The sequence below is a fragment of the Nocardia sp. XZ_19_369 genome (assembly GCF_015355715.1).
Lineage (GTDB): Bacteria > Actinomycetota > Actinomycetes > Mycobacteriales > Mycobacteriaceae > Nocardia.
The window spans coordinates 1,128,784-1,154,053 of record NZ_JACVED010000001.1 but is presented as its reverse complement, the minus strand read 5'-3'; the positions used below and the strand labels follow the sequence as shown (position 1 = coordinate 1,154,053).

Sequence of the window (25,270 nt, the reverse complement as noted above, 5' to 3'; positions counted from 1 at the left end):
GGCGCGAAGCGGATACGCATGGACTGCTTCAGAGGTCAGCGGTGCCAACCCCATTCGAGCGGGTCAGGCGGCGTCGAGCAACGCCTTGGTCCGACCGGGATGGTTCGTGGCGACCCAGCTGACACCGAGGTCGGCGCACAGGCGCACATCGTCGGGGTCGTCCACGGTCCAGCAGTAGGTGGCGCGGCCTGCGGCGGCGGCCTTGTCGACCAGTTCGGGGTGGTCGCGCAGCGTCTTCACCGACGGGCCGACGGCGGTGGCGCCCACCGTGGTCGCGGCGCCGCCGCCGAGGTAGCGCGACGATTCGCCGAGCAGCACGGTCGGCAGCAGGGGTGCGGCCCGGCGGATCCGCCAGACCGCGGTGGCCGCGAAAGACATGACCACCGCGCGGGAATGATCGGCGGAGGCGGGGGTGGCGATGCCGAACCGCTGCAGTTCGGCCAGCAGTTTGTTCTCCACCAGCGCGCCGTAGCGGACCGGGTGCTTGGTCTCGATGAACAGCTTGGTCGGCCTGCTGCGCCAATCGAGCACCAACGTGATCAGCTCGCTGAGAGTGAGCACCTCCGCGGCTTCGCCGTCGGCGCCGAAGTCGAGTTCCTTCAGTTCGTCCAGCGTCATCTCGCTGACCAGGCCGGTGCCGGAGGAGGTCCGGTCGACGGTACGGTCGTGCACGCACACCAGATGCCCGTCCCTGGTCAGCCGGACGTCGCATTCGACGCCATCAGCGCCTTCCTGGAGCGCCAATTCGTATGCGGCAAGGGTGTGTTCGGGGCGCGCCGCCGAAGCACCTCGGTGCGCCACGACGAACGGTGCGCGACTGACCTGGCTCACTTGGCCAAAACCTCCTGTTGCTCACGGTCCACTGCACCGTTGTCCTCAACACCTGTGCCGTTGTCATCGGCATCGGTGTGCTCGGCCGCGTCCGGTGCGGACGCGCCGACCGCCTGCGGCGCCCGCCCACCGGGATGCACCGGTTCGATCACCGGCACCGCCGGGTCGACGGCTACCAACCAGCGCCGGGCGGTCCTGCTGCGGCCGAGCACGTCTCGTTCCTCGACCGCCCGCATCATGGCCAGGGTGAGCAGCGCGACGGCGGCGGCGACCAGGTCGGTGAACGCGGTGAACAGCACGCCGTCCGCCTCGGCCTGCAACGAATCCGCGGTCCGCCACAGCAGCGCGGCCGCGGCGACCACCCCGCCGAATACCCAGGCGGCCCACCAGATCCGGATGACCCGCAGGGCGCGCGGATCGGACCGTCGTGCGACGAGTTCGGTCAGGAAAACCCCGGGCCACAACAGATTGACCACCGGGATCACACAGCCGAGCACCAGTACCCGCACCGATCGCGGGTCGGCGCGCCCGGTTTCCTGGAAGGCGGCGCGGCGCGCGTCGATCAACCAGCCGACCACGGCCACCGCGCTCAGCAGTGCGAACAACAGAGCGAGCACCGCGGCGCCGATGACGAGCGCGTCGGAGGCGAACAGCAGCGCGGGATGAATCAGCCGGGTGCGATTGCGCAGCAGGAGTAGATAGCGCAGCAACTCGCCGACGGCCGCGACCGCGAACAACGCGGTGGTGGTGATCAGCAGGGTGGATGCCCGGGCGGTCAGCCTGGTGAGCGGACGAGGCGCCGCGGCGGCGGGCTTCGGCGGCGGGTCGAGCAGACCCCAGCGCGGAATATGGGTGTAGCGCGGAGTTTCGGCGCTCGGCACGGGGTGTCCGGCGGCCGGGGACCTACGCGCGCGATGGTCCGGCCTGCGCGCCACCCAGCGATAGTTACGCCGCTCGGCGGGTGCGTCGATGGGCGCAGGCGAGAGCAGCACGCCGCGGCAGCGCGGGCACCAGTGCATCGGGGTCGACTGCACGGCCCAGCGCGCGCCACACCGCGCACAAGGTTGTACGACCGTGCTCACCGTGCCTCCTGTGTCTTGCGGGACACCCGCGCCCGGTCGGCTCTGATGAGCGCTGCGCCATTGTGTCTCATCACGCCTCCTTCGCGGCGGTCCTAGTAGATCTTCGCCTGCCCGTCACCGTCGGCGACCAGCGGGCGGCCCGCCTGCTGCCAGGCGACCATGCCGCCGTTCACCTGGATGGCGTCGAAGCCGATGTGCGTGAGGTATTCGACCACCTGGAGGGAACGGCCGCCTTGCCTGCAGATGACGTAGAGATCGACGTCGTACTCCAGCTCGTCCACCCGGGCGGGCACGTCGACCATCGGGATGTGCACGGCGCCCGGGGCGTGCCCGAGTTGCCACTCGTCGTCCTCGCGCACATCGAGCAGGATCGCTCGCGCGGCGTCGGTTGCCGGTTCGGCGCTGTCGAATTCGCGCGGCACCGCGTCCACCGGGACCGAGGGCACATGGGGACTCGTCACGGTTTCGATCCTGCCATGGGCGACGAGAGGCTGTGCGGTTCCGCCCGCGCGGGGGGCCGTCGGCGGCTCGACATCGAGCCGATACTTCAGGTATGTTCTGCGTCCCGGAACCCTGATCGCTGCCCCGCTCAGGGTCGGCATGTGCATACCTCCGACAGAGTTATCCACATAATCCACAACTTCATCCACAGGCTGCAGCTATCGGACAGCGCACCATTTTCAGGATTTGGCTATCAAAGCTACCCTCCGGCTAACCCGCTCTCCGAGCCCAGATCGCCGGATCAGGGGTCTTATCTCAGCCCTCAGCGGATTCGCGGCATGACCTTCGGCGCGAACAACCGATCCGAGACTCCCCTCCAGCCGCCATCCCGGAGCGGTTATTCGCCGCCGACCTCGGAACTCGCGGCGCGGCGGGTTCCGATATCTACTTGGACGGCGCGGGGTGCGGTTCGGTTCCATAAAAAACGAGAACACTAGCGAAAAACTGAAATACTGGGCTCCACCGGTAGCTGTCGGTAGCCTGTGGCCATGAACGTGAGCAGGGGGCTACTCGACGGCATGGATACGGCTGGGCTCAATGTCGCTCTGTCCGAGGCGACCTGCCTCGGCCTGGAGGTCGACGCGGCGGCCGGACAACTACGACTCGACATAGAGGTGCTGACGCTTCCGGAAAACGGAACGCCCACCGAGGATTACCGGGTGCAGGTCACCTTCACCGGGGTCAGCCGCGTCGCGGCGTCCCTGCGCATGCAGAACTGGGACGACCTCGAACCGCGGGTGCTGCCACTGGAACTCACCGGTCTCGACGAGGCCATCCGCAGCTTCGGCGGCGGCAGGCTGCACGGCTGGGAGTTCATCGACCTCGACGACAGCGGCTGGGCACTGTGGAGCGAGCTGCTCAGCTTCGACACCACCCTCGACGAACATGTCTCCGCGCACGTACTGGAGTTCTCCCAGGAGGAGGGCATCGACCCGCGCGAGCTGGACGTGCGCGTGTGGTTCGACAACATGCTCATCAACGACACCGCAGGCCGGGAGATCCCGCTGGCGGAGTTCATCGCCGGCGCGGCGCGCTGGTGGGCGGCGCACGACGCGGGCGATCCGCGCGCAACCCGTCCGGGAGTAGCACCGCCGCTCTGAATCCACCACACCGATACCGCACACTCGGACTTCCGGATGTGCGGTATTTCTGTCTCCGTGTCGCCGGCGCGGGCGGCAACCGCGGTGATTCTCGGCCGGAAACACGCCCTCGACTCGGGCTGATTCCGGGATCGGCGGCTGCCGCGGATGACCATTGACGTATTGGGTATCCGGAACGAGGATCGGTGCTGCCGACCGGGCAGCGCCGCTCCGAGTGATCATGGACGCGCGCGGGGAGGCGCAGTCGCTCCACTGGTTCGTCGTACCGCGACATGGTTCGATGCAACGCGTGAGGTTCGACCCGCTGCCGATGACGACGTGCCGGTGCACAGCCCGTGTCCGCGTCGGAATGCGGGGGCATCAGGCCCGGTTGCAACCGAGCGGGTGTACGAATGATGGTTGGGTGTGCTCGATAAGGGCGCACACAGCCCGACATAGGAAGGGACATCGTGGCTGAGTACACGCTGCCAGATCTGGATTACGACTACAGCGCCCTGGAGCCCCACATCTCCGGGCAGATCAACGAGCTGCATCATTCCAAGCACCACGCCGCTTACGTCGCGGGCGCGAACACCGCGCTCGAGAAGCTCGAAGCGGCCCGCGAAAGCGGCGATCACGGCGCCATTTTCCTGTACGAGAAGAACCTGGCCTTCCACCTGGGTGGGCACGTCAACCACTCCATCTGGTGGAAGAACCTGTCCCCCAACGGTGGTGACAAGCCGGTCGGCGACCTCGCCGCGGCGATCGACGACCAGTTCGGCTCGTTCGACAAGTTCCGCGCGCAGTTCACCGCCGCGGCCAACGGCCTGCAGGGCTCCGGCTGGGCGGTGCTCGGCTACGACACCCTCGGCCAGAAGCTGCTGACCTTCCAGCTCTACGACCAGCAGGCCAACGTCCCGCTGGGCATCATCCCGCTGCTGCAGGTCGACATGTGGGAGCACGCCTTCTACCTGCAGTACAAGAACGTCAAGGCGGACTACGTGACCGCGTTCTGGAACGTCGTCAACTGGGAAGACGTGCAGGACCGCTTCACCCGCGCCGTCGGCCAGGGCAAGGGCCTCATCTTCGGCTGATAGCGACCACGCGCCCACGGGCCCGTGTCCCTGCCGCGCTCACGCGGTCGGGGGCGCGGGCCCGTCGCCGTTTCGGGTGACTATCGCGACGCGATCAGGACACGCCCGAGCGGCAAACCGGTCTCGGACCGTGGGCCCGACCGGCCGTCGCGGGCCTGTGGGCTGGCTCGATCGCTGGTCAGCTCGATTTCGCCGGGCAGCTGGCACTCTTTGGTACTTGTGTGCCAGGTGATTCGTAGTTCATTCTCGGATTCCACAGTTCGAGGACGGGCAAAGCCGCTGGGAGCGCTATCGAGCGTGAACGCGCGAGGCCGCCCCCGGTTACCCGGACGGGAGGCACCATGCGGACGAATGGACCGATCGGCATCACGCCTTTCCATGCCCGCGGCTCGCTGCGCGGCTTCGTCATCTCCGGCCGCTGGCCGGACACCACCAAGGAATGGGCGCAGGTACTCGTGCTCGCCGTCCGGGTGGCCACGCTACCCGGGCTGCTGTCCACCTCGACGGTGTTCGGGGTGCGCGAGGAGCTGCCGGACGACCCCGCACCCGACATGGTCGGCCTGGTGATGGCCGAGGGCACCGTGCTCGGCGAGGAGGCCCTCGCACCCGGCCGGTTTGCCGATCATGTGCCGGCCGCCCTGCTGATGCTGCATCCGCCCTCGGAAACCCGGCCTTCGCTGCCGGAATGCGCGGGTGCCGCCTCCGGCTGTGTGCTACTGCCCGGCGTGCCGCATCTGGGCCTGGAACACCGGGCGGCGTGGGCCGAGGCCGAATCCGACGGGACGGTCACCTCGCTGGTCAGCCGGGTGGGACTGGACCCGATCAGCGATCCCGACACCGCGGTTCTGGCCATGCTGCTGGCCGCGTAAGGGTACCCGAAACTCTGCACATGGATCGCCAAACTTATTGTGCGCATTGCGATTTCGGTAACAGCCGGTTGGCACACCGCGGCACCCGCGGGTAGAGTTGGTAACAGCGAAGGGGAGTAGCCCCCAATTGCACAGTCGACATACTGACCCGCTTCCCCACGAGGGCTCGGGTCCGGCTGTGTGAACCGGCGTAGACCGGTGGGCGAGACCTTCGGCCGAGACAACTATTTCGTTGTCGGCCGGAGGCATACCCAGACTCCGACCGGCAGGCCGGAGACCCGGGAGCCGCACACATCATGATCGCCACCGTTTTGCTGAGTATCGGCATCGTCTTCCTTGCCGAGCTCGGTGACAAATCCCAGCTGATGGCTTTGACGTTCGCGTTGCGCTACCGCTGGTGGGTCGTGCTCGGCGGCATCGCGACCGCCTCGGCCGCGGTGCACCTGATCTCGGTGGGCGTCGGCTACTTCCTCGGATCGGCGCTGCCCACCCGGGCCATCTCGCTGGTCGCCGCCCTCACCTTCCTGGCCGTCGGCCTGTGGACGCTGCGCGAACACTTCGGCGCGGACGAGGAGAACCCGGCGCCGAAGTCATTGCGCGGGAGCACCGCACCGTTCCTGGTGGTGCTGTCCGCCTTCCTGCTCGCCGAACTCGGCGACCGGACCATGTTCGCGACCGCCGCGCTGGCCACCGACTACGACTGGGTCGGCGTGTGGGTCGGCTCGACCATCGGCATGGTCGCCGCCGACGCGCTCGCCATCGGGATCGGCATCCTGGTCGGCAAGCATCTGCCGGAACGCGCGATCGGGATCGGCTCGGGGCTGCTGTTCCTGTACTTCGGTGCCGCGACGCTGCTCTCCACCGCCGCGCCCGCGCTGGGTGGGCCGAGCGTGGCCGTACTGGCGACCGTCGCGCCGGCGCTGGGTGGTGCGGTCATGCTGATCCTGCGCAAGCTGCGACCTGCCGCGGCACCCGAGCCCGCAGCGGAAACAGCCGACCTGTCAACACCGTCCGGGCTGCCATTGGCTGCCGCAGCGACGCCCGACTCGGCAGTGCCTGCCGCACCCCTCGATCCGAAAGGACGGCGGTAGTCCAGCCGGCGCTGTAGTCGCCTAGGTCCGCGGTTCGTTCGATTCGAGCAAGGCGTCGCCGTACAGCTCCCCGCCGCGCCGCACCAGATTCAGCAGCGGAACCCGCAGGGCGAGCAGACCGTCCAGATCATCCGCCGCGATCCGGCCGGTGACCATCGCGCTGATCGAGGCCGCGAGGGTCTGGCAGGCGAACCGCTGATCGTCGGTGCCCGCGCCGAGCACGTCGGCGATCAGGCCCACGAACAGCTCCATCAGCTGCGCCCGCCGGGAGAGCGCCGCCGAACCCACTGCGTAGACCTCGACCAGGAACAGTCGCGCGCTGGCCGGATCGTCCACCAGGTGCTGCAGATAGGCCTGGAAGATCCGGTCCATCCGGTCCAAGCTGGTCAGTTCGGGTCCGGCCGCTTCGTCGGCGCCGCGCGAGGCATCCTCGATGCGGCCGAGCAGGTTCTGCACGGCCCGCTCGTAGGCGGCTTCGAAACATGCCTCCTTGGAACGGAATTGCTCGTAGAAGGTCTCCCGGGACACTCCCGCGCGCTTCAGGATCGCCGCGACGGACGTTCCGACATAACCGTTCTCGGCCATCGCCTCGGCCATCGCGATCAGGATGCGCTCGCGCTGCGAGGCGACCACTTGCTCCCGCGGCAGGCCGTGCCTACCGCGCGGGAGTTGGCGTGCGCTGGTTGCCGGTTCGGTCATTCGGTGGCTCCGGTGGTTCGGTCGGGCTAGGCTGGCCGCTCCATTTTGCGGGGTCGGGTGGGTTGGTCCGTTGTGAAGGGTGCCTCTTCACTTCGCGCGATCTCCAGGGCACGCCGCACACCTCGGCGCAGCGTCAAGCCGATCAGCCGCTGGGCGATCGGCCGGAACGGTAGTGCGACGGCCACCCACCAGGGCGAAACCACCTGACGACGCCGGCGCGCGATGGCCTTTTCCACCGAATCGATGGCGGGGCCGAGCGGCGCGACGCCGGAAACGGTGGAGCGGCCGAGGATGGCGCGGGCCGCGGCGGTGCCGAAACCGCGCGAAGTCATGTCCGTGTCGAGTTCGGCAAAGTAGGCGATGCCGACCTTCGCACCCGTGTGCTTCAGTTCGATGCGCAGCGTATGGCCGAGCGCCTCCACCGCCGCCTTCGACGCGCTGTAGGCGCCGACCAGCGGCAGGTTCACCGCGGCGGCGAGCGAAGAGACCACCAGCGCATAGCCGTTCGCGTGACTGATGTGCGGACCGGCCGCGCGCACCGTGTAGTAGACGCCGAGCACATTGACCGCGAGCGTCTCCTCCATCACCGCCGGATCGCCACCGATCAACGGCAGCTGCCGCGCCACCCCCGCATTGGCCACCACCACATCCAGCCCGCCGAGCTCACCGACCAGCATCTCCACCACCCGGTCCACCTGCTCGACATCCCCCACATCGCAGTAGCGCCACGGCGCGTCCCCGCACTCCCGCGCCACCTCCCCCAGCAACTCCTCCTCCAACCCCAGCAGCGCAACCTTCGCCCCCGCCTCATACAACTGCCGAGCCAACGCAGCCCCGATCCCCCGCGCCGCCCCGGTGATCAACACCCGCCGCCCAGCCACCGACACCCCACCGAACAGCTTCATGCAGCGACGGTACCACCGAAGAACACGTTTGTTCGCAAATGGCCGTTCCGCATCGTCGGCACGGATTTCGATGATCTCGAGCGGCCTCGAAGCGCCCCACCTCGGTAACCGCACCGCAGGTGAGCCGACAATCCGCGCGGAAATGAGAGGGATGCCTCATGAAGGTCGGTGGGGGCAACCGTTAGGGTGCAATTGACGAAGGGCCAACTGGCTGTCACGAACGAGAGGACCATCGTGGAGATTTCGGGTTCCGCCGCCATTGTCACCGGAGGCGCATCCGGCCTCGGCGCCGCCACCGCCAAGCGTTTCGCCGAGCTGGGGGCCACTGTCTTCGGACTGGATGTGCCGCAGTCGATCGAACGGGCCGGGGACAATGTGCCCGCCGGGGTCACCCTCATTCCGGCCGATGTGACCAGCAATGACGAGGTCAGCGCCGCGGTCGCGCAGGTCGTCGACTCGGGTGCGCCGCTGCGCATCGTGGTCAACTGCGCCGGTGTCGGCTGGGCGGGGCGCATCCTGTCCAAGAACGGCCCGCACGACCTGGAGCTGTTTCGCACCGTCATCACCGTGAACCTGCTCGGCACCTTCAACGTGATGCGCCTGGCCGCCGACGCCATCGCCAAGACCGAGGCCGTGGACGAGTACGGCCAGCGTGGCGTCGTGATCAACACCGCGTCGGTGGCCGCGTTCGAGGGCCAGATCGGCCAGATCGCGTACTCGGCGTCCAAGGGTGGCGTGCACGGCATGACCGTGCCCGCCGCGCGCGACCTGGCCCAGTTCGGCATCCGGGTGAACACCATCGCCCCCGGCATCATCGACACCCCGATGCTGGCCGGCGTCACCGAGGAGTACCGCAAGGGCCTCGAGGCGGGCGTGCCCTTCCCGTCCCGCCTGGGCCGGCCGGACGAGTACGCGCAACTGTCGCAGTACATCGTCGAGCACGACTACCTCAACGGCGAGACCATCCGCATGGATGGCGCGCTGCGCATGGCCCCGCGCTAGCAAGACCAACGCGAAAGCCGCCGCCGACCGACACGGTCGGTGGCGGCTTTTTCGTACTACTCAGGCGAGCGGCTTGTGCCCGATACCGAGGAACGCGGTGGTGGACAACGGCCGCTGCGGGCGATAGTGCTCGGCGAGGTAGGCCTTCATCAGCGCGACGCGTTCGGCCCACACCTGTTCGCCGACGCTGCGGCGCAGCAGAGCCAGCGGCGCGCTGCTGCGCACCAGGGTTTCCCACATCTCGTCGGCGCTGGCGAAGGCGAGCGCGGTCGAATGTCGTTGAATGGAGACGGCTTCGAAGCCGGCGCGGCGCATCTCGGTCTGGAAGACCTCGGGATTTTCCAGGCTGAGGTAGTTGGGCTGCGGCTCCTGAACGCTCGGATCGGCGGCGTGCAGCGCGCCGAACATCGTCCGCATCAGCGGTGATTCGGCCACCGGCGCCCAGCTGGACACCACGGCCGTGCCGCCGGGGCGCAGCACCCGGAACAGTTCGGCGAAACCTTTGGCCCGTTCCGGGAAGAACATCAGCCCGAACATCGAGAATCCCGCGTCGAAGGTGTCGCTGTCGAACGGCAGCGCCTGCCCATCCCCCACCCGCGCTTCGATATTGGTCACCCCGGCGGCCCGCGCGGCGGCGGTGAGCCGCTCGATCATCGGGGCGGAGAAGTCGATGGCCTGCACCCGCGCCACCTGCGGCGCGGCGAGCAGGCTCAGCAGGCCCGTCCCCGCCGCGACATCGATGACCTGGGAAGACGGTGTCAGCGAAGCGAATTCGAGCGCGCGATCGGAGAAGGGCTGCATGAGCACGGGCGCGAATTCGGCGTATCCATCGGCGACGAGATCCCACGGCTCGGCGGCGGCAAGAGGGTTTCCGGACATAAGCTGACGATCCTTTCGATCGCCCAAATTTAACCGCGTCCACCCGTGACCCAGCACCAACTCAGGCGAATAACGCTGTGCGCGAAGCTATTCGGATCGCGTGCCAGAAGGTAGCGAAGCCCGTCATTTCACACTGGACGCAGGATCGTGAATCGCTCGTGCCGGACGTGCTTCGGCGAGAGCCACCGTGGGGTGGCCCTCGCCGAAGTCCGGATCAGAGGGTACGGGTGAGGCGATCGGTGAGGATGTGCGCGAACCGCGCCGGGTCCTTCAGCTCGCCGCCCTCGGCCAAGACCGCTGTGCCGTAGAGCAACTCGGCGGTCTCGGTGAGCTCGGGCACCTTGCCCGCGTCGGCGTCGTCCTTGCGGGTGTCGTAGGCGTCGCGCAGACCGGTGACCAGCGGGTGGGTCGGGTTGAGCTCGAGGATCCGCTTGGTTTCCGGCACCAGCTGACCGGAGGCGCGGTACATCCGCTCCAGCATCGGGGTGAAGTCGAAGACGTCACCGACGAGGCAGGCGGGTGAGGTGGTGAGCCGGTTGGTGAGGCGCACCTCCTTGACGCTGTCGTCCAGGGTCTTGCCGAGCCAGGTCAGCACCTCGGCGAAGTCCTTGTCCTGCTGATCGCGCAGCGCCTCGGAGGCCTTCTTCTCCTCCTCGGACTCCAGGTCGACCTCGCCCTTGGCGATCGAGGTGAAGGCCTTGCCGTCGAACTCGGGCACCGAGCCGACCCACATCTCGTCCACCGGGTCGGTGAGGATCAGCACCTCGCGGCCCTTGGCCTTGAAAGCCTCCATGTGCGGGGAGCTTTCGACCTGCTGACGGGACTCGCCGGTCATGTAGTAGATGGCGTCCTGCCCCTCCGGCATGCGCTCCACGTACTGGGCCAGCGTGGTCAGCTCGGTCTCGGAGTTCGTCGAGGCGAACGAGGAGACCTGCAGGATGGTTTCGCGGTTGTCGAAGTCGCCGAGCAGGCCCTCCTTGAGGACGCGCCCGAACTCCTTCCAGAAGGTCTGGTACTTGGTCTGATCCTCGGCGCCCTGCAGGTCCTTGACCGTGGACAGCACCTTCTTGACCAGCCGCTTGCGGATCATCTGGATCTGGCGATCCTGCTGCAGGATCTCGCGGGACACGTTGAGCGAGAGGTCCTGTGCGTCGACCACACCCTTGACGAAGCGCAGGTACTCCGGCATCAGCTCTTCGCAGTTGTCCATGATGAACACCCGCTTGACGTAGAGCTGCACGCCGCGCTTGTGCTCGCGGGTGAACAGGTCGAACGGCGCCTGCGACGGCAGGAACAGCAGCGCCTGGTATTCGAAGGTGCCCTCCGCCTTGAGCGGGATGATCTCCAGCGGATCGTCCCAGGCGTGGCTGACGTGCTTGTAGAACTCCTTGTACTCCTCGTCGCTGACCTCGCTCTTCGGGCGGGTCCACAGCGCCTTCATGGAGTTGAGGGTCTGGTCCTCGACGATGGTCTGCTCGGACTTCTCCTCGCCCTCACCCTCGGTGACGGTCCGCTCGACCTGCATGCGGATCGGCCAGGCGATGAAGTCGGAGTATTTCTTGACGATCTCCCGGAGCTTCCACTCCTGGGTGTAGTCGAAGAGGTGGTCCTCTTCGTCGGCGGGCTTGAGGTGCAGCGAGACCGCGGTGCCCTGGGGTGCGGTGTCGAGGGTTTCGATGGTGTAGGTGGAACTGCCCGCGGCCGACTCCCAGCGGGTGCCCTCGGTCTCCCCGGCCCGCCGGGTGGTCAGGGTGACCTTGTCGGCGACCATGAAGGTCGAGTAGAAGCCGATGCCGAATTGGCCGATCAGCTCCGCGGTGTCGATGTTGGCGGCCGCGCTCTTGGCCTCGTTGAGCTTCTTGCGCAGCTCGGCGGTGCCGGATTTGGCGAGAGTGCCGATCAGGTCGACCACCTCGGCACGGGACATACCGATGCCGTTGTCCCGAACGGTCAGGATCCGGTTGTCCTTGTCGACTTCCAGCTCGATGTGGAGGTCGGACGTGTCGACATGCAGATCCTTGTCCCGGAAGGACTCCAGCCGCAGCTTGTCCAGCGCGTCGGAGGAGTTCGAGATCAGCTCCCGCAGGAAGGTGTCCTTGTTGGAGTAGACCGAATGGATCATCAGCTCGAGCAGCTGATGCGTCTCTGCCTGGAACTCGAGTTGTTCGACGTGCTCTGTCACGACGCGATAGTACGACGCCCGAAATCCGCTAGGCCAGGAACCTCGAGGTCTGCCCGATTCGACATCCATTCGCGCAGCACCTGGGTGGCCCGGACGTCGTCCTCGTTGTACTCCAGCAACCGGGTGCGCTGGGACATGTCGGGGTCGCCCTCGTAGCCGACGGCCAGCCGATACCAGCTCATCGACGCCTCGCCGCCCGCCTCGGCATCGCGCCAGGCAAACCCCGCGACCGGCGCGATCTTCTTCAGGCCCTTGCCGTTCGGGCAGATGAACTGATCGGAGACGGCCTGGAACATGTCCACCCACTCCGGTCCGTCGACGAACGCGCGCACCTGGTCGACCGTCGGCACGCCGGGGCGCCCGGCGAAGCGGCGCGCCGACTCGTAGAGCCACTTGTCCTCGGCGGTGCGCGAGTAGCAGTAGGCGGCAAAGGTTTTGCCGCGCGCGGCGGCTTCGGCGCGGATGGTCATCAGCCAGGTCCAGAACTCGCCGAACGAGCGGCCCTCGTCCTCGGTGGGCAGCGGATCCCAGGTGACGAACGGGCGGTACACGCCGTCGAGCAGCGTGCCCCACAGGTACGCGCCGTATTCCTGGAAGCTCTCCAGGTCGACATCGACCTCCACGTCGGCCCGCTGCACCCGGATCGGCTCCACCCGGCGGACCAGCGGCGCGCCCGCGATCCAGGCGCGCGCGGTGACCACCGCCTCGTCGAACGGGCCGTGCTGCCAGTCGTCGGGGTCGTCGCCCGCCCACTCGGCGAGTTCGTCGATGGTCTGCACGCCGTGCCTGCGCAGCACGTCGGCGCGCGAGCCGGGCGCGACCAGGCTGACGTCGCGATGCTCGATGAGCCAGCCCTCACAGCTGGGTCCTTCGATGCTGCGCGTCCACCACGGGCACTGCCTGCACTCGGGCACCTTCGACGGAATGGTCGGCAGTTCGCCGCGGACCACCGCGACCCGGTCGGCGTAGCGCTGGTCGTAGTCGGCGAGCACCGGTCCGAGGTCGTGCACCAGGATGCAGTCGAAGTGGTAGCCGATCACGCCGCCGACCAGCGCCGGGCTGGCCATGCCGTGGCGCTGCAGCATTCGGTACAGGTGCGCGAGGCGCTGCTGGTCGCGTGGCTGCTGGCGCAGCTTGCGGTGCCGGTCCGGTTTCGGGTTCCAGTGGTACGGGTTCGAGGTGGTCGGGTGGAAATCGGCGGGTTCGGGGTTTCGCGGGTCGGTCACCTTGTGGTTCACCACGATCACCGGGATGTACCCGCCGCGGTCGAGGTCGCGCAGCAGGATCTCCGAGCCGCCGCGCCTGCCCGTCTCCGGTTCCTGCGGCAGCAGCCCGCCCCAGATGTGTTGCACGCCAGCCGCACACGCCTGCATGGTGGCCTCGGCTCGCTCGGCCGCGCGCAGTGTGGGGTCGATGACCACCCAGCCTGCCGGGTCCGCCGCGATCAGCGCGTCGCGGACCCGTAGCCGATGTGCCGTGGCTGCCTCCCTGCGCTGCCGCACCCCCGGGTCCTCGGTGACGCCGTGCAGCGCCCCGGGATGCGCCGCGTCCAAGTGCAGTCGGTGACGACAGCCGATGAGCGCTCTGGCATCGATGAAGGGGGTCGGCGCATCCGCGACGCCGGCCGGCCGTTCGACGGCCGTGCCGTTGTGCTTGCGACCCGCTCGGTCACCGATGCCCGATTCCACGCTATGCAGTATGGTCCCTACCCCCGACAAACCCACGAACCCCATGGGCAACGGCACCGTTCGCGGCTCGTCGCCCTGCCACGCTCGCTGGTGTCGCGATGCACCCGTTAGGGTAGGACGCAAACCGTGTGACATGGGCGGACGGGCTTTCCCCGGCGTCGTACTGCCATGGCAAACCAGCATGACGGAGGGCCTTCGATGGGGTTGTTCACGAAGCGCAAGCGGCGCCCGAGCCGCAGGGCCGAGGCGAAAGCTCTCAAGCACAAGGCCGGTTTGGAAGCCAAGCTGGTCGCCAAGAACGACCGCAAAGCCCGCCGCGCGGAGGCCCGTACCCAGCGCAAGGTCGCCAAGGCGCAGATCTCGGCCCTGCAGGCGGAGGAGAAGGCCGCGCTCAAGCTGGCCGCCAAGGCCGAGCGTGAGCTGTTCAGCGCCGGTCAGGTGAAGAAGTATCTGGGCGTCGCCCGGGTGCTCATCCCGGTGCTCGCGCCGCTGGCCTACCGTGGCGCGACGTTCCTGCGTGCGCAGCTCGACACCCGCAAGGCCCAGCAGCTGGGCATCGGCGTCGATCAGCTCGCCGACTTCAGCGGCCACGGCGCCAAGCTGCGGGCTCGGATCGTGAATACCGAAGCGGCCCTTGGCAAGGTCGGCGCGCAGGGCGGCAAGGACAAGGCCGAGACGCAGAAGTTCGTCACCGCCACCCAGGCCCGCCTGGACAGCCTCGCCGCCGCGGTGCAGACCGCCGAGCAGATGCCCGCGCCGCGCCGCCGCGCCGTACACACCTCGATCGCGGACGAACTGTCCGGCGTCGAGGCGGACGTGCTCGCCCGGCTCGGCGTGCGCTGACCTTCGCCAACGATGCCGCCAGCACCGAGTACCGGCCACCTGCGTGGTGGCCTGGTCGGTGTGCTGGTCGGCGCGCTCGCCGTCGCCGCGCACGGGGTCGCGGGCGGCGGTTTTCCCGGCTCGACGGAGCTGACCCTGGTGCTGCTGGTCGCCGCGCTGGCCGGTAGCGCCGCGAATGTGGCTGCGCGCGGCCGTGGTTCGGTGCTCGCCCTGCTGGGACTCGGGCAGGTGGCGAGCCATTTCGCACTGTCCGGCCTGCTCGGCCACGAGCACGGCACTGCCGCAACGAATCCGCTGCCCACCGGCTGGATGCTCGCCGCGCACGCCGTCGCCACGATCGGCTGTGCCGCGGTCATCTCGGTCGCCGAACGGCTCTACGCGCTGGTCTCCGGCGCCGTGCGCGCGGTACTCGCGAAACCGCGACTCCCCCGCGCCACCGGATCGCCGCACTGGTCCGATCCCGGTCTCGCGCACTATCACTGCCCGCCGAAGGGTGCGATCGGCCCGCGCGCGCCACCGGTGCTCGCCTGACTCGCAGCACCATTCCCCTTCGGACAGAAAGTCTCTCCATGCACCGTTCGATTTCGCGCGCCACCGGCACGGCCGCAGTCGCCGCCACCCTCGCCGTGCTGGCCTGCGGCACCGCCGCCGCGCACGTCAGCGTGGACGCGCCGGGCGCCCAGCAGGGCAAGTATTCGGTCGCCACCTTCCGGGTGCCCACCGAATCCGACACCGCAAGCACCACTGCGCTCACCGTCACCCTGCCCAACCTGAAAAGCGCACGCCCCGAACCCATTCCGGGCTGGTCGGTCAAGGTCGACAAGAACGAGAAGAAAGAGATCACCGCGATCACCTGGACCGCGGACCCGGGCGCCCCCGGTGTCGGCCCCGGCCAGTTCCAGCGGTTCGCCGTCTCGGTCGGCCCGCTGCCCGCGCAGGAGACGGTCAGCTTCCCGGCCAAGCAGACCTACAGCGACGGCAAGATCGTCAACTGGGACCAGCCCGCGGGCAAAGACGGTGCGGAGCCCGAACATCCGGCGCCGTCGCTCACCCTCGCCCAGGGCAAGGCCGACGCGGGCGACGACCACAAGGTCGACAGCGAGGCCGCGCACGGCACCGCCGACGACACCGACAACACCGCCCGCTGGCTCGGCGGCATCGGCCTGGCGCTCGGCCTGCTCGCCGTCGCGCTCGGCCTCGGCAATGTGATCCGGGCGCGGCAGTCATGACCCGGCGTCTGCTCACCGCACTCGTCGCAGGTCTGTTCCTGCTCGGCTTCGGTCTCGCCGCAACGGGAACCGCCGCCGCGCACTCCGCCCCGACGGCCAGCGTGCCGGACGACGGCGCGACCATCGAGGCGGGCCCGGCGCGTGCGAGCGTCACCTTCAACGAGGCCTTGCAGCCGAGCTTCCCGGCGCTCACCGTGGTCGGCCCGGACGGCAAGCTGTGGTCGAAGGGCTCGCCGACGGTCGACGGCAATACGGTCAGCGTCGAAGTGGGTGAGCTGGGGCCGGTCGGCGAATACACCGTCGCCTACCGGGTGACCTCCGCCGACGGCCATCCGGTCAGTGGCACCCGGCATTTCACGCTGAGCAAGGCGGGCAACGGGGTCCCCGGCGCGAAGCCGAATGCCAACAGCGGTAGCTCCGACGACGACGGCTCCGGCGGAATCCCGTTGTGGGTCTTCATCGTCGGCGCCGTCGTGCTCTTCGGCGGCGGGCTGGCGTTCGCGCTGTTCGGCGGCAGGAGCCGGAAACCGAACCAGTGACCGGACGGACGATCGGCGGCCGGGGCGGTGCGCGGCGGAGTACCGCCCGCGCACCGTGGCCGGTGCTGCTGGTCGTCCCCGCCGGTCTGCTCGGTGTGCTGATCGCCTGGGCGCTGGCCAGGTCCGCTGGTTTCGCGGCCGAGGCCATCGTCCGGGTGCTCGCCGACGGCCTCGGCGCGACGGTGCTCGGCTTGGCCGCGCTGCCCCGGCTGCACGCCCGCCTGGAGCCGCCGTGGCGGTTGCTCGCGGTGCTGGCCGGCTGCTGGAGCGGCGCCGAGTTCGCGATCATCGTGTTCGAGGCGGCCCAGGTGGTCGGAGTACCGATCAGCGAATTGGGGGCCGCGCAGTTCGGCGACTATCTGGTGCAGATCAGCGGCGGGCAGGTCGGCATCGCCATCCTGGTGGGCGTCGGCGCGGTCGCGTGCTATTCGACGGTGGCGTTCCGGCGGACCGAGATCGCCTCCGCCGACCTGGTTCTGGTGTTCGCGGCGGTCGCGCTGGCGCTGCGGCCGATCACCGGGCACATGTCGCAGCAGGCGTTCGGGTCGGTACTCGCCGCGGTGCACGCGCTGGCGGCGGCGGCCTGGTTCGGGCTGCTCATCGCGCTCGCGTTGGTGGTGCGCACCCGGGGCGAGTGGGCCGTGGTGTTGCCGAGGTATTCGGCGGTGGCATTGCCGCTGGTCGCGGTGGTGGCGGCGACCGGCCTGCTCAACGGACTGGTGCGGGTCGGCGGGCTCACGCCGTTCGTCAGCACCGGTTACGGTCGCATCCTGCTCGCGAAAACCCTTGTGCTGGTTGGCCTGCTGGCACTGGGCTGGTGGTGGCGACGCAGCTGGGTGCGCCGGGCCGCCGATCATCGGATGACCGCCGAGGCCTCGCTGCGCCGGGCGACCATCGAGGTGGTCGTGATGGCACTGGCCTTCGGTTTGGCCGCGACGCTCGCGGTCACCGCCTGACCTCCGCGAGCAGGCGACCCGGATCGCCACCGGTTACTGTTTTCGCATGACCGAAGTGAAGATCGTCGAGGACTGCGCGGCGTCGGCGGAGTCCGCGTTCGCCTACGTGAACGACTATCGGAATCTGCCGAAGTTCCTGTACGGGATTCAGTCGTTCACGCCGGTCGGCGAGCAGACCGTCGGTGTCGGCGCCGCGTTCGACGGGCACATCAAGCTCGGGCCCGCCTCGCTGAAGTCCCGCGTCGAGGTGGTGCGCTGGGCGGAGAACAGCCTGATCGCGGTGAAGTCGATCAAGGGCTTCGAGGTCGAGTCGACTTTCCTGTTCCACCCCAAGAGCGACGCGCTCTGCACCGTCGACGCGATCGTCGACTTCCGGGTCGGCGGCGGCCTGGCCGGCCGCGCGCTCGGCAAGACCATCGAGCCGTTCGTGAAGATCGCGGTGCAGCACACCACGCACAACCTGATCACCCAGATCCAGGCTTTCCACGCCGGTCGCGCCGCGGAATCCGATGAGTCCGTGCATTGATCCGCCGGTACGGGATGTTTAGTCGATGAGTGCCACGCCGTCCCTCGTCCAGCGCATCGGTTACGTCGCGGGCCGCACCCTGCCCGCCTCGATGACCGACTGGGTTCGCGAAGACCTGGTCGGCCCCGGCGCGACGCGGCGGTATCTGCTGCGCATCCTGCTGCCGTTGATTCCGGTGCTCATGCTGTTCCTGCTGCTGCCCGGCCCGTTGTGGATGGGGCCTGGCGATGATGGCGCTGCTGTATCTGCCGCTGATCTACTTCACGGTGGCGCTGATGTATGTGTACCGGCGGCACCGGCTGATCAAGCACGGCCTCGATCCAGCGCTGGCCGACGCGGACGCCCGGCGCAAGGCCGAGCCGGAACGCCTCGCCTACGAGCGGCGGCACGGCCGAGGTTGAGGGGCTCAGCAACCTAGCGGTGACCGATACCACAGGCATAGCCTTTAGGTATGAAAACCCCCACAATTTGGCAGCGGATCGCCTACGATCTGGGCCGCGAGCTCCCCGAGGAGCTGCACGAGTGGGTCATCCGCGACCTCGTCGGACACGGGGCCATGGAGCGCTATCTCGTCCGGTTTCTCGGGCCTGTGTTGCCGTTCTTCGCCCTGGTACTGCTGTTCCCGGGTCCGATGCCGCTGAAGATCGGCTTGATCGTGATGATGATCGTTCCGATGGTCATCTTCACCGTGGCGCTCAGCTATGTCTGGCGCCGCTACCGTTTGGGCCAGCACGGGTTGAACCCCGAACTGGTCAACCGCGCCAAGTTCTCCGAGCACGACCGGGAGCGGTACGAACTGCGCTACGGGCACCGTTAGGTAGCGCCCAGACGAGACGCGCACACCCGAAGCAACCACCACGCGCGAGTTTTGCGAGCGCCGTTCGCGGCCCGTCTCGCGTCCGAGTGGCCGAAGCGCATGCGACGAAGTCGCTAGTCTCGGCCGCTCGGACGCGAGACTAAGGGGGCCGTGAACACGCCGGGCCGCAGGCACGGCAAAATCAACACAGTGACCGAATCGCAGAATGATGTTGTCGCCACTGCCGACCTGGCCGACGAGATCGGCCCCGAGATCCGCAGCTGCGATACGCAGTTCATCCAGTTCGGTGGCCGCGCGGCATTTTCCGGCCGCATCTCCACCATCCGCTGCTTCCAGGACAACCTGCTGGTGAAGCAGACGCTCGGCGAACCGGGCCACGGCAAGGTGCTGGTCGTCGACGGCGACGCGAGCGTGCACACCGCCCTGGTGGGTGACATCATCGCCGGTCGCGGCGTGGACAACGGCTGGGCCGGCGTGATCATCAACGGCGCGGTGCGCGACTCGGCCATCCTGCGCACGCTCGACATCGGCGTCAAGGCGCTGGGCACCAACCCGCGCAAGAGCACGCAGACCGGCTCCGGCGACCGTGACGTCCCGGTCGAGTTCGGCGGCGTCACTTTCGTGCCCGGCGACATGCTCTACAGCGACCACGACGGCGTCGTGGTGCGGGCCGAGGACTGAAAGTCCGCCTCAGACCGACACTCTCGCCTGATGACCGGCCAGGGTGACGACGTCACCGATCTGTAGTTGCCTGCCGCGGCGCAGCTCCACCTCGTCGTTCACCCGCACCAGACCGGACGCGATCACCGTCTTGGCCTCCGAGCCGGATTCGATCAGGTTGGCCAGTTTCAGGAACTGACCGAGCCGGATGACGTCGTCATCGATCGGTACATCGACTGGTTCTGACATGAGGTACATCCTTACCTTGCCTCCGGAATCAGCAGAAACCAGCCCCCGGTGCGTGTTGCTGACACGCGTGTGCGACGCGCCGAGAACCGACATGCCCGGGTGGTCTTCGAGCACCGACACGGCGGCACCGTACACACTGGTTCAGTGACCACCACGCAAGCCCGGCAACACCTGATCGAACCGCCCGCGGACAGACCGACCCCGCCCGTCCCACATCGAGGACATGGCCGACTGGCCGAGGTACCGCATATCGCGGGCCTGGTGCTCGGGGTTTTCGCGGTGGCGTGTTTCCTCTGGAGCCTCTCGCCCGGCCTGCGTTTCCTGACTCAGATACCGCGTCGCTACATCGACAACTACTACTTCGACGCCCCCGACACCAACCTGATGTGGGCGCTGATCGTCGGCCTGCTCGCGGGCGCGCTGGCCAGCCGCAAACGGATCGCCTGGTGGTTGCTGCTCGGTTATCTGGCGCTGTACGCGCTGGCCGACGGCTTGGATTTCGCGGACACCGGCAATATCGACGCGCTGGTGGCGATGATCGTGCACCTGGCCGTGATCGGCGTGCTGATCGCGGCCTGGCGCGAGTTCTATACGAGGGTGCGCCGCGGCGCGGGCTTGAAGGCGCTGGGTGTGCTCGCCGGCGGCCTGACGGTCGGCTCGCTGCTCGGCTGGGGTTTGGTCGAGTTGTTCCCCGGTTCGCTGCCGAGCGGCGCGCAGCGGCCCGGCTGGGCGATCTATCGGGTGACCGCCGCGGTGCTGGTGGACAACGAACACTTCGACGGGCACCCGCGCCCGTTCGTCAACTTCTTGCTCGGCCTGTTCGGCGCGATCGCGCTACTGGCCGCGGTGCTCATCCTGCTGCGCTCGCAGCGGGCGGCGAACGCGATGACCGGCACCGACGAGTCGGCCATCCGCGGCCTGCTGGAACGTTCCGATCTGGAGGACTCGCTCGGCTACTTCGCGACCCGCCGCGACAAGGCGGTGGTGTTCGCGCCCAGCGGCAAGGCGGCGGTCACCTACCGCGTGGAACTGGGCGTCTGTCTCGCCAGCGGCGACCCGATCGGCATCCGCGAGGCCTGGCCGCAGGCCATCGACGCCTGGCTGCGGCTGGCCGACCAATTCGGCTGGGCGCCCGCGGTGATGGGCGCCAGCGAAATCGGCGCGACCTCCTACCGGCGGGCCGGGCTCTCCGCGATCCGGCTCGGTGACGAGGCCATCCTGGACACCAGGACGTTCTCCCTCGCGGGCCCGGAGATGAAGCCGGTCCGCCAGGCCGCGAACCGCTTGCGCAAGCACGGCATCACCGTCCGGATCCGGCGGCACCGCGACATCCCGGCCGAGGAGTTCCGGCAGGTGATCGCCCGCGCGGACGCCTGGCGCGACACCGAGACCGAGCGCGGCTTCTCGATGGCGCTCGGCAGGCTCGGCGATCCGCTGGACGGGGACTGCCTGCTCGTCGAGGCGGTGAACGGTCAGGATCGGGTGCTCGGCATGCTGTCGCTGGTGCCGTGGGGCCGCACCGGTGTCTCACTGGAGTTGATGCGCCGGGACCCGCACGGCCCGAACGGCGTGATGGAGCTGATGATTTCGCAGCTCGCGTTGAACTCCGAACAGCAGGGCATCACCAAGGTCTCGCTGAATTTCGCGGTGTTCCGCTCGGTGTTCGAGGAGGGCGGCCGGATCGGCGCCGGTCCGGTGCTGCGGCTGTGGCGCGGTGTGCTGCTGTTCTTTTCGCGCTGGTGGCAGCTGGAGGCGCTGTACCGCTCCAACGTGAAGTACCAGCCGCATTGGGTACCAAGGTTTTTCCTGTTCGAGGAGCGCAGGCAGCTGCCGAGGGTCGCGGTGGCCAGCGCGCTCGCCGAGGGTTTCCTGCCGCGCTTCGGCAAGGAGCCGGATACGGTCGCGCACACCGGTATCCACAGCGCGGTGCCCGCCACCATGACCGGCCTGCACGCCGACGGCAGCCCGCCCGACATCGATCACGTCGAGGGCAACGAACAGCTGCCGCGCCGCCCCGAGCAGGTGCGGGTGCGGATGGACAAGCTGGACCGGCTCACCGCGTCCGGCGTCGAGGCCTACCCGGTCGCCTACCCGCCGACGCACACCGTCGCGAAGGCCAGGCAGTCGCCGCGCGGCACCACGGTCCGGGTCTGCGGCAGGCTGCTGCGCATCCGCGACTACGGCGGCGTGATCTTCGCCGTGGTGCGCGACTGGACCGACGACATCCAGCTGGTGATCGACCGCGACCGGGTCGGCGCCGAGCGCAGCGCCGAGTTCACCGAATTCTTCGATCTCGGCGACCTGATCGAGGTCAGCGGGCAGATCGGGCGCAGCCGCCGCGGCGAACTCTCGCTGCTCGCGGCGGACTGGCGGATGCTCGGCAAGTGCCTGCATCCGTTGCCGGACAAGTGGAAAGGGCTGTCCGACCCCGAGGCGAAGGTGCGGCAGCGCTACGTCGACATGGCGATCAACGCCGAGACCAGGGAGGTGCTCGCCAAGCGCAGCGCGGTGGTCCGCTCGCTGCGTGACTCGTTGAACGCCTGGGGTTATCTGGAGGTGGAGACGCCGATCCTGCAGCAGGTGCACGGCGGCGCCAACGCCACCCCGTTCCTGACCCACATCAACGCCTACGACCTGGATCTGTACCTGCGGATCGCTCCCGAGCTGTACCTGAAGCGGCTCTGCGTCGGCGGCATGGAGAAGGTCTTCGAGATCGGCCGGACCTTCCGCAACGAGGGCGTCGACTTCAGCCACAACCCCGAGTTCACCATTCTCGAGGCGTACGAGGCGCACAGCGACTACGAGCGGATGATGCACGCCTGCCGCCAGCTCATCCAGGACGCCGCGCTCGCCGCGAACGGTGCGATGGTGGCGTTGCGGCCGCAGGGCGACGGCTCCTACGAGCCGGTGGACATCTCCGGCGAGTGGGCGGTGAAGACGGTGCACGGCGCGGTGTCCGAGGCCATCGGTACCGAGATCACCCCGGACACCGACCTGGACCAGCTGCGCGAACTGTGCGACAAGGCCGAGGTGCCCTACCAGCACGGCTGGGACGAGGGCCAGGTGGTGCTGGAGATGTATGAGCACCTGGTCGAGTCCCGCACCGAGGAACCGACCTTCTACATCAACTTCCCCACCTCGGTGTCCCCGCTGACCCGCGCGCACCGCTCGATTCCGGGGGTCACCGAGCGCTGGGACCTGGTCGCCTGGGGTGTCGAACTCGGTACCGCCTACAGCGAACTCACCGACCCGGTCGAGCAGCGCCGCAGGCTCACCGAGCAGTCGATGCTCGCGGCCAACGGTGATCCGGAGGCGATGGAGCTCGACGAGGACTTCCTGCAGGCACTGGAACACGCGATGCCGCCGACCGGCGGGCTCGGCATGGGTGTGGACCGGGTGGTCATGCTGATCACCGGCCGCAGCATCCGCGAGACGCTGCCGTTCCCGTTGGTGAAACCGCGCTGAGCCGAGGCAAGGTTCGCGAAGGGTCCACTCCGGATGAATCGGACAGCTACCCTGGGTTATTCGGTCCGGGCGGCCGAATACTCGGGTTGACCGGCCGGTGGTTCGGGCGTGCGGTGAGTGGTATTCGGCCCGGGAGGAGACCGAAACACGAGATGGGGTTCTGAATGTATCTTGACCTGCTGACCAATATGAGCCTGGTGGACACGAGCGTGTGGGCGAGTCCGGACGTATGGAACTCGGCGCTGGACCTCGCGGCCAAGAAGAAACGCAGAAGCAGCGGCGGGCTGATCATCGGCGGGCTCTGCTGCCTGTTGGTCGTCGCGGCGATCATCGCAGGCGTCTACCTGATGCGGCGGCGGAAGAAGGGGCCCGACCAGCAACCGCCGAACCAGCCGCCCTACGGCGAGCAGCCCCCGTACGGGCAGCAGCAACCGCCTTACACTCCTTGACCGAAATGGCCCGGCTCGCATAGCGAACCGGGCCATTTGCTTGTTCAGCCGTTCGATCAGCGGACGGTGCGCTCGGACGCCACTTCCGCCTCGAGCAACAGCTCGTCGTCCAGGTCGACGCCGTGCTCGGTGGCGGGCACCGACTTCAGCACCAGCACCGCGGCCAGCAGCGCCGCGCCGACCAACGCCGCGCCGATCCAGAATGCGAGCTGGAACCCGCTGGTCAGCGCCTCGTTCACCGGGGTGCCCGCCGCCAACAGGTCGGTCGTCTTGCTCGCCGACAGGGTCGCCAGCACGGCGAGCCCGAGTGCGCCACCGACCTGCATCGTGGTGTTGGCCAGTCCGGAGGCCAACCCCGCTTCCTCCGGCGCCACCCCGGACATCGCCAGGTTCATCAGCGCCGGGAAGGCAAGGCCCGCACCGGTTCCGAACAGCACCATCGGGCCGAAGATGTGCAGCCAGTAGTTGCCGTCGACCGGCGCCTGGGTCAGCCAGAGCAGCGCGGCGAGGATCAGCGACAGTCCCGGGATCAGCACCTTGCGCGCACCGAACCGCATCACCAGGCCCTCGGAGTAGCGCACCGAGAGCAGGCCCATGATCGCGGCCACCGGGAAGAACGCCAGGCCCAGCTGCAGCGGCTCGTAGCCGAGCACCTGCTTCAGGTACAGCGAGCCCAGGAAGAACATGCCGAACATGCCCGCCACGGTGACCACCTGAATCGCGTTGGCGCCGGACAGGTTCCGGGACCGGAAGATCGTCAGCGGCATCAGCGGTGTCTTCGCCGTCGCCTCCCGCGCGACGAACCCGGCGAGCAGCGCCAGCGACGCCACCCCGAGGCCCAGGGTGACCGGGTCGGTCCAGCCGTACTCGGCGGCCGGCTTGACGATGGTGTAGACGCCGAGCATCAGCGCCGCCGTGATCAGCACGGCGCCGGGCACATCCGCGCCGTCCTTCAGGCCCGCGCCCTGGTCCTTGTCCAGGATCTTCATCGCGGCGAGCCCGACCAGAATGCCGATCGGCAGGTTGACCAGGAAGATCAGCCGCCAGTCCAGCGCGGTGAGCAGGCCGCCGAGCAGCAGGCCGATCGCGCCACCGGCCGACGCGACGAACGCGTAGCGACCGATCGCCTTCGCCTGCTCCCTCGGGTCCGGGAACATCGCGAAGATCATGCCGAGGATCACCGCGGAGGTCATCGCGCCGCCGATGCCCTGCAGGAATCGGGCCGCGATCAGGGTGACCTCGTTGACGGCCAGCCCGCACAGCACCGAGGCCACGGTGAACACCACCAGGCCGGACAGGAACATGGTGCGGCGGCCGATCAGGTCGCCGAGCCGGCCCGCCAGCATCAGCAGGCCACCGAACGAGATCAGGTAGCCGTTCACCACCCAGGCCAGCCCGGCCGAGGTGAACCCGAGGTCCTGCTGGATGTCGGCGAGCGCGACGTTCACGATCGTGGCGTCCAGCACGATCATCAGCATGCCGCCGCACAGCACATACAGCGCGAGCCAGCGACCGCGGTCCGCCGCCTCGCGCGTCCGTTCTCTTACGTCAACCACCAGCGTTGCCTTCCACCCGAAGATCGTTATGGTGCGACGCTAGCAGTGGTTAGTCCTAAAAGACAACTAGCTAATTCGA

General features: G+C 68.3%; 25 protein-coding genes and 1 pseudogene. 16 read left to right on the top strand and 10 right to left on the bottom strand.

The window, feature by feature from the left end; genetic code table 11:
* Nucleotides 1-63: 63 nt before the first annotated feature.
* From IBX18_RS05325 to IBX18_RS05315, 3 genes are all read right to left on the bottom strand, one after another.
* A complete protein-coding gene (locus IBX18_RS05325; protein ID WP_107653563.1) occupies nt 64-831 on the bottom strand; it encodes a glycerophosphodiester phosphodiesterase in 768 nt (255 codons plus the stop codon).
* On the bottom strand, nt 828-1,913 hold the full coding sequence (locus tag IBX18_RS05320; protein WP_194832538.1) for a DUF4328 domain-containing protein: 1,086 nt from the start codon (nt 1,911-1,913) through the stop codon (nt 828-830). Before IBX18_RS05320 ends, IBX18_RS05325 begins: the two co-directional genes overlap by 4 nt.
* Nucleotides 1,914-2,005: 92 nt before the next feature.
* Nucleotides 2,006-2,374: a rhodanese-like domain-containing protein gene (locus tag IBX18_RS05315; RefSeq protein ID WP_194832537.1), complete on the bottom strand. Its 369-nt coding sequence runs from the start codon at nt 2,372-2,374 to the stop codon at nt 2,006-2,008.
* Between the two features lie 528 nt (nt 2,375-2,902).
* Between IBX18_RS05315 and IBX18_RS05310 the strand changes: the two genes are divergently transcribed.
* The 4 genes from IBX18_RS05310 to IBX18_RS05295 all read left to right on the top strand — a co-directional run bounded on the left by IBX18_RS05310 (nt 2,903) and on the right by IBX18_RS05295 (nt 6,547).
* Nucleotides 2,903-3,514 carry a hypothetical protein gene (locus tag IBX18_RS05310; protein WP_228540307.1) on the top strand — a complete coding sequence of 204 codons (612 nt, stop codon included), beginning with the start codon at nt 2,903-2,905 and terminating at the stop codon, nt 3,512-3,514.
* A 449-nt stretch (nt 3,515-3,963) separates the two neighbouring features.
* Nucleotides 3,964-4,587, top strand: a complete 624-nt coding sequence (locus tag IBX18_RS05305; protein ID WP_107653560.1) for a superoxide dismutase — start codon at nt 3,964-3,966, stop codon at nt 4,585-4,587.
* Between the two features lie 341 nt (nt 4,588-4,928).
* A complete protein-coding gene (locus IBX18_RS05300; RefSeq protein ID WP_135234223.1) occupies nt 4,929-5,456 on the top strand; it encodes a peptidase in 528 nt (175 codons plus the stop codon).
* Nucleotides 5,457-5,752: 296 nt separating this feature from the next.
* Nucleotides 5,753-6,547, top strand: coding sequence for a TMEM165/GDT1 family protein (locus tag IBX18_RS05295; RefSeq protein WP_194832536.1), 795 nt, complete (start codon nt 5,753-5,755; stop codon nt 6,545-6,547).
* 21 nt (nt 6,548-6,568) lie between these two features.
* Here the strand turns inward: IBX18_RS05295 and IBX18_RS05290 are convergent, their stop codons facing one another.
* A complete protein-coding gene (locus tag IBX18_RS05290; protein ID WP_194832535.1) occupies nt 6,569-7,246 on the bottom strand; it encodes a TetR/AcrR family transcriptional regulator in 678 nt (225 codons plus the stop codon).
* A gap of 26 nt (nt 7,247-7,272) precedes the next feature.
* The gene (locus tag IBX18_RS05285; protein WP_194832534.1) at nt 7,273-8,151 is read right to left on the bottom strand and encodes an SDR family NAD(P)-dependent oxidoreductase; all 879 of its coding nucleotides are present in this window, start codon (nt 8,149-8,151) and stop codon (nt 7,273-7,275) included.
* 234 nt (nt 8,152-8,385) lie between these two features.
* Here IBX18_RS05285 and IBX18_RS05280 point away from each other — a divergent pair, with 234 nt between their 5' ends.
* Nucleotides 8,386-9,153 (top strand): SDR family NAD(P)-dependent oxidoreductase, encoded by a 768-nt coding sequence (locus tag IBX18_RS05280; protein ID WP_107659888.1) that lies wholly within the window; start codon nt 8,386-8,388, stop codon nt 9,151-9,153.
* Between the two features lie 60 nt (nt 9,154-9,213).
* Here the strand turns inward: IBX18_RS05280 and IBX18_RS05275 are convergent, their stop codons facing one another.
* The 3 genes from IBX18_RS05275 to IBX18_RS05265 form a co-directional block, all read right to left on the bottom strand.
* Entirely contained in the window at nt 9,214-10,032 is an 819-nt protein-coding gene (locus IBX18_RS05275; RefSeq protein ID WP_194832533.1) for a class I SAM-dependent methyltransferase, read from the bottom strand.
* Nucleotides 10,033-10,246: 214 nt separating this feature from the next.
* Complete coding sequence (gene htpG, locus IBX18_RS05270; RefSeq protein WP_194832532.1) at nt 10,247-12,214, bottom strand: molecular chaperone HtpG; 1,968 nt, start codon at nt 12,212-12,214, stop codon at nt 10,247-10,249.
* On the bottom strand, nt 12,211-13,947 hold the full coding sequence (locus tag IBX18_RS05265) for a TM0106 family RecB-like putative nuclease (protein ID WP_228540306.1): 1,737 nt from the start codon (nt 13,945-13,947) through the stop codon (nt 12,211-12,213). The genes htpG and IBX18_RS05265 overlap by 4 nt, the downstream gene beginning before the upstream one ends.
* A gap of 153 nt (nt 13,948-14,100) precedes the next feature.
* Between IBX18_RS05265 and IBX18_RS05260 the strand changes: the two genes are divergently transcribed.
* The 9 genes and pseudogenes from IBX18_RS05260 (at nt 14,101) to rraA (ending at nt 19,493) form a co-directional block, all read left to right on the top strand.
* A complete protein-coding gene (locus IBX18_RS05260) occupies nt 14,101-14,745 on the top strand; it encodes a DUF6474 family protein (protein WP_194832531.1) in 645 nt (214 codons plus the stop codon).
* Between the two features lie 12 nt (nt 14,746-14,757).
* Entirely contained in the window at nt 14,758-15,276 is a 519-nt protein-coding gene (locus tag IBX18_RS05255) for a hypothetical protein (protein WP_194832530.1), read from the top strand.
* A 38-nt stretch (nt 15,277-15,314) separates the two neighbouring features.
* Nucleotides 15,315-15,974, top strand: coding sequence for a YcnI family protein (locus tag IBX18_RS05250; RefSeq protein ID WP_194832529.1), 660 nt, complete (start codon nt 15,315-15,317; stop codon nt 15,972-15,974).
* A complete protein-coding gene (locus IBX18_RS05245; protein WP_194832528.1) occupies nt 15,971-16,513 on the top strand; it encodes a copper resistance CopC family protein in 543 nt (180 codons plus the stop codon). The genes IBX18_RS05250 and IBX18_RS05245 overlap by 4 nt, the downstream gene beginning before the upstream one ends.
* Nucleotides 16,510-17,469: a CopD family protein gene (locus tag IBX18_RS05240; RefSeq protein WP_194832527.1), complete on the top strand. Its 960-nt coding sequence runs from the start codon at nt 16,510-16,512 to the stop codon at nt 17,467-17,469. The genes IBX18_RS05245 and IBX18_RS05240 overlap by 4 nt, the downstream gene beginning before the upstream one ends.
* A gap of 46 nt (nt 17,470-17,515) precedes the next feature.
* Nucleotides 17,516-17,995: an SRPBCC family protein gene (locus tag IBX18_RS05235; RefSeq protein WP_194832526.1), complete on the top strand. Its 480-nt coding sequence runs from the start codon at nt 17,516-17,518 to the stop codon at nt 17,993-17,995.
* 25 nt (nt 17,996-18,020) lie between these two features.
* A pseudogene (locus IBX18_RS05230) lies at nt 18,021-18,396 on the top strand (DUF5313 family protein).
* A 50-nt stretch (nt 18,397-18,446) separates the two neighbouring features.
* Nucleotides 18,447-18,812, top strand: coding sequence for a DUF5313 family protein (locus IBX18_RS05225; protein WP_194832525.1), 366 nt, complete (start codon nt 18,447-18,449; stop codon nt 18,810-18,812).
* Between the two features lie 189 nt (nt 18,813-19,001).
* Nucleotides 19,002-19,493 carry a ribonuclease E activity regulator RraA gene (rraA, locus tag IBX18_RS05220; protein WP_194832524.1) on the top strand — a complete coding sequence of 164 codons (492 nt, stop codon included), beginning with the start codon at nt 19,002-19,004 and terminating at the stop codon, nt 19,491-19,493.
* 9 nt (nt 19,494-19,502) lie between these two features.
* Here rraA and IBX18_RS05215 read toward each other — a convergent pair whose 3' ends face one another.
* Nucleotides 19,503-19,721: an RNA-binding S4 domain-containing protein gene (locus IBX18_RS05215; protein ID WP_107659886.1), complete on the bottom strand. Its 219-nt coding sequence runs from the start codon at nt 19,719-19,721 to the stop codon at nt 19,503-19,505.
* 144 nt (nt 19,722-19,865) lie between these two features.
* On the opposite strand from IBX18_RS05215, the gene lysX reads away from it, so the two are divergent.
* Both lysX and IBX18_RS05205 read left to right on the top strand, forming a co-directional pair.
* Complete coding sequence (gene lysX, locus IBX18_RS05210; protein ID WP_194832523.1) at nt 19,866-23,186, top strand: bifunctional lysylphosphatidylglycerol synthetase/lysine--tRNA ligase LysX; 3,321 nt, start codon at nt 19,866-19,868, stop codon at nt 23,184-23,186.
* A 164-nt stretch (nt 23,187-23,350) separates the two neighbouring features.
* Nucleotides 23,351-23,635 (top strand): hypothetical protein, encoded by a 285-nt coding sequence (locus IBX18_RS05205; RefSeq protein WP_194832785.1) that lies wholly within the window; start codon nt 23,351-23,353, stop codon nt 23,633-23,635.
* A gap of 56 nt (nt 23,636-23,691) precedes the next feature.
* Here IBX18_RS05205 and IBX18_RS05200 read toward each other — a convergent pair whose 3' ends face one another.
* Nucleotides 23,692-25,191, bottom strand: a complete 1,500-nt coding sequence (locus IBX18_RS05200) for an MFS transporter (protein WP_306796144.1) — start codon at nt 25,189-25,191, stop codon at nt 23,692-23,694.
* Nucleotides 25,192-25,270: the final 79 nt, after the last annotated feature.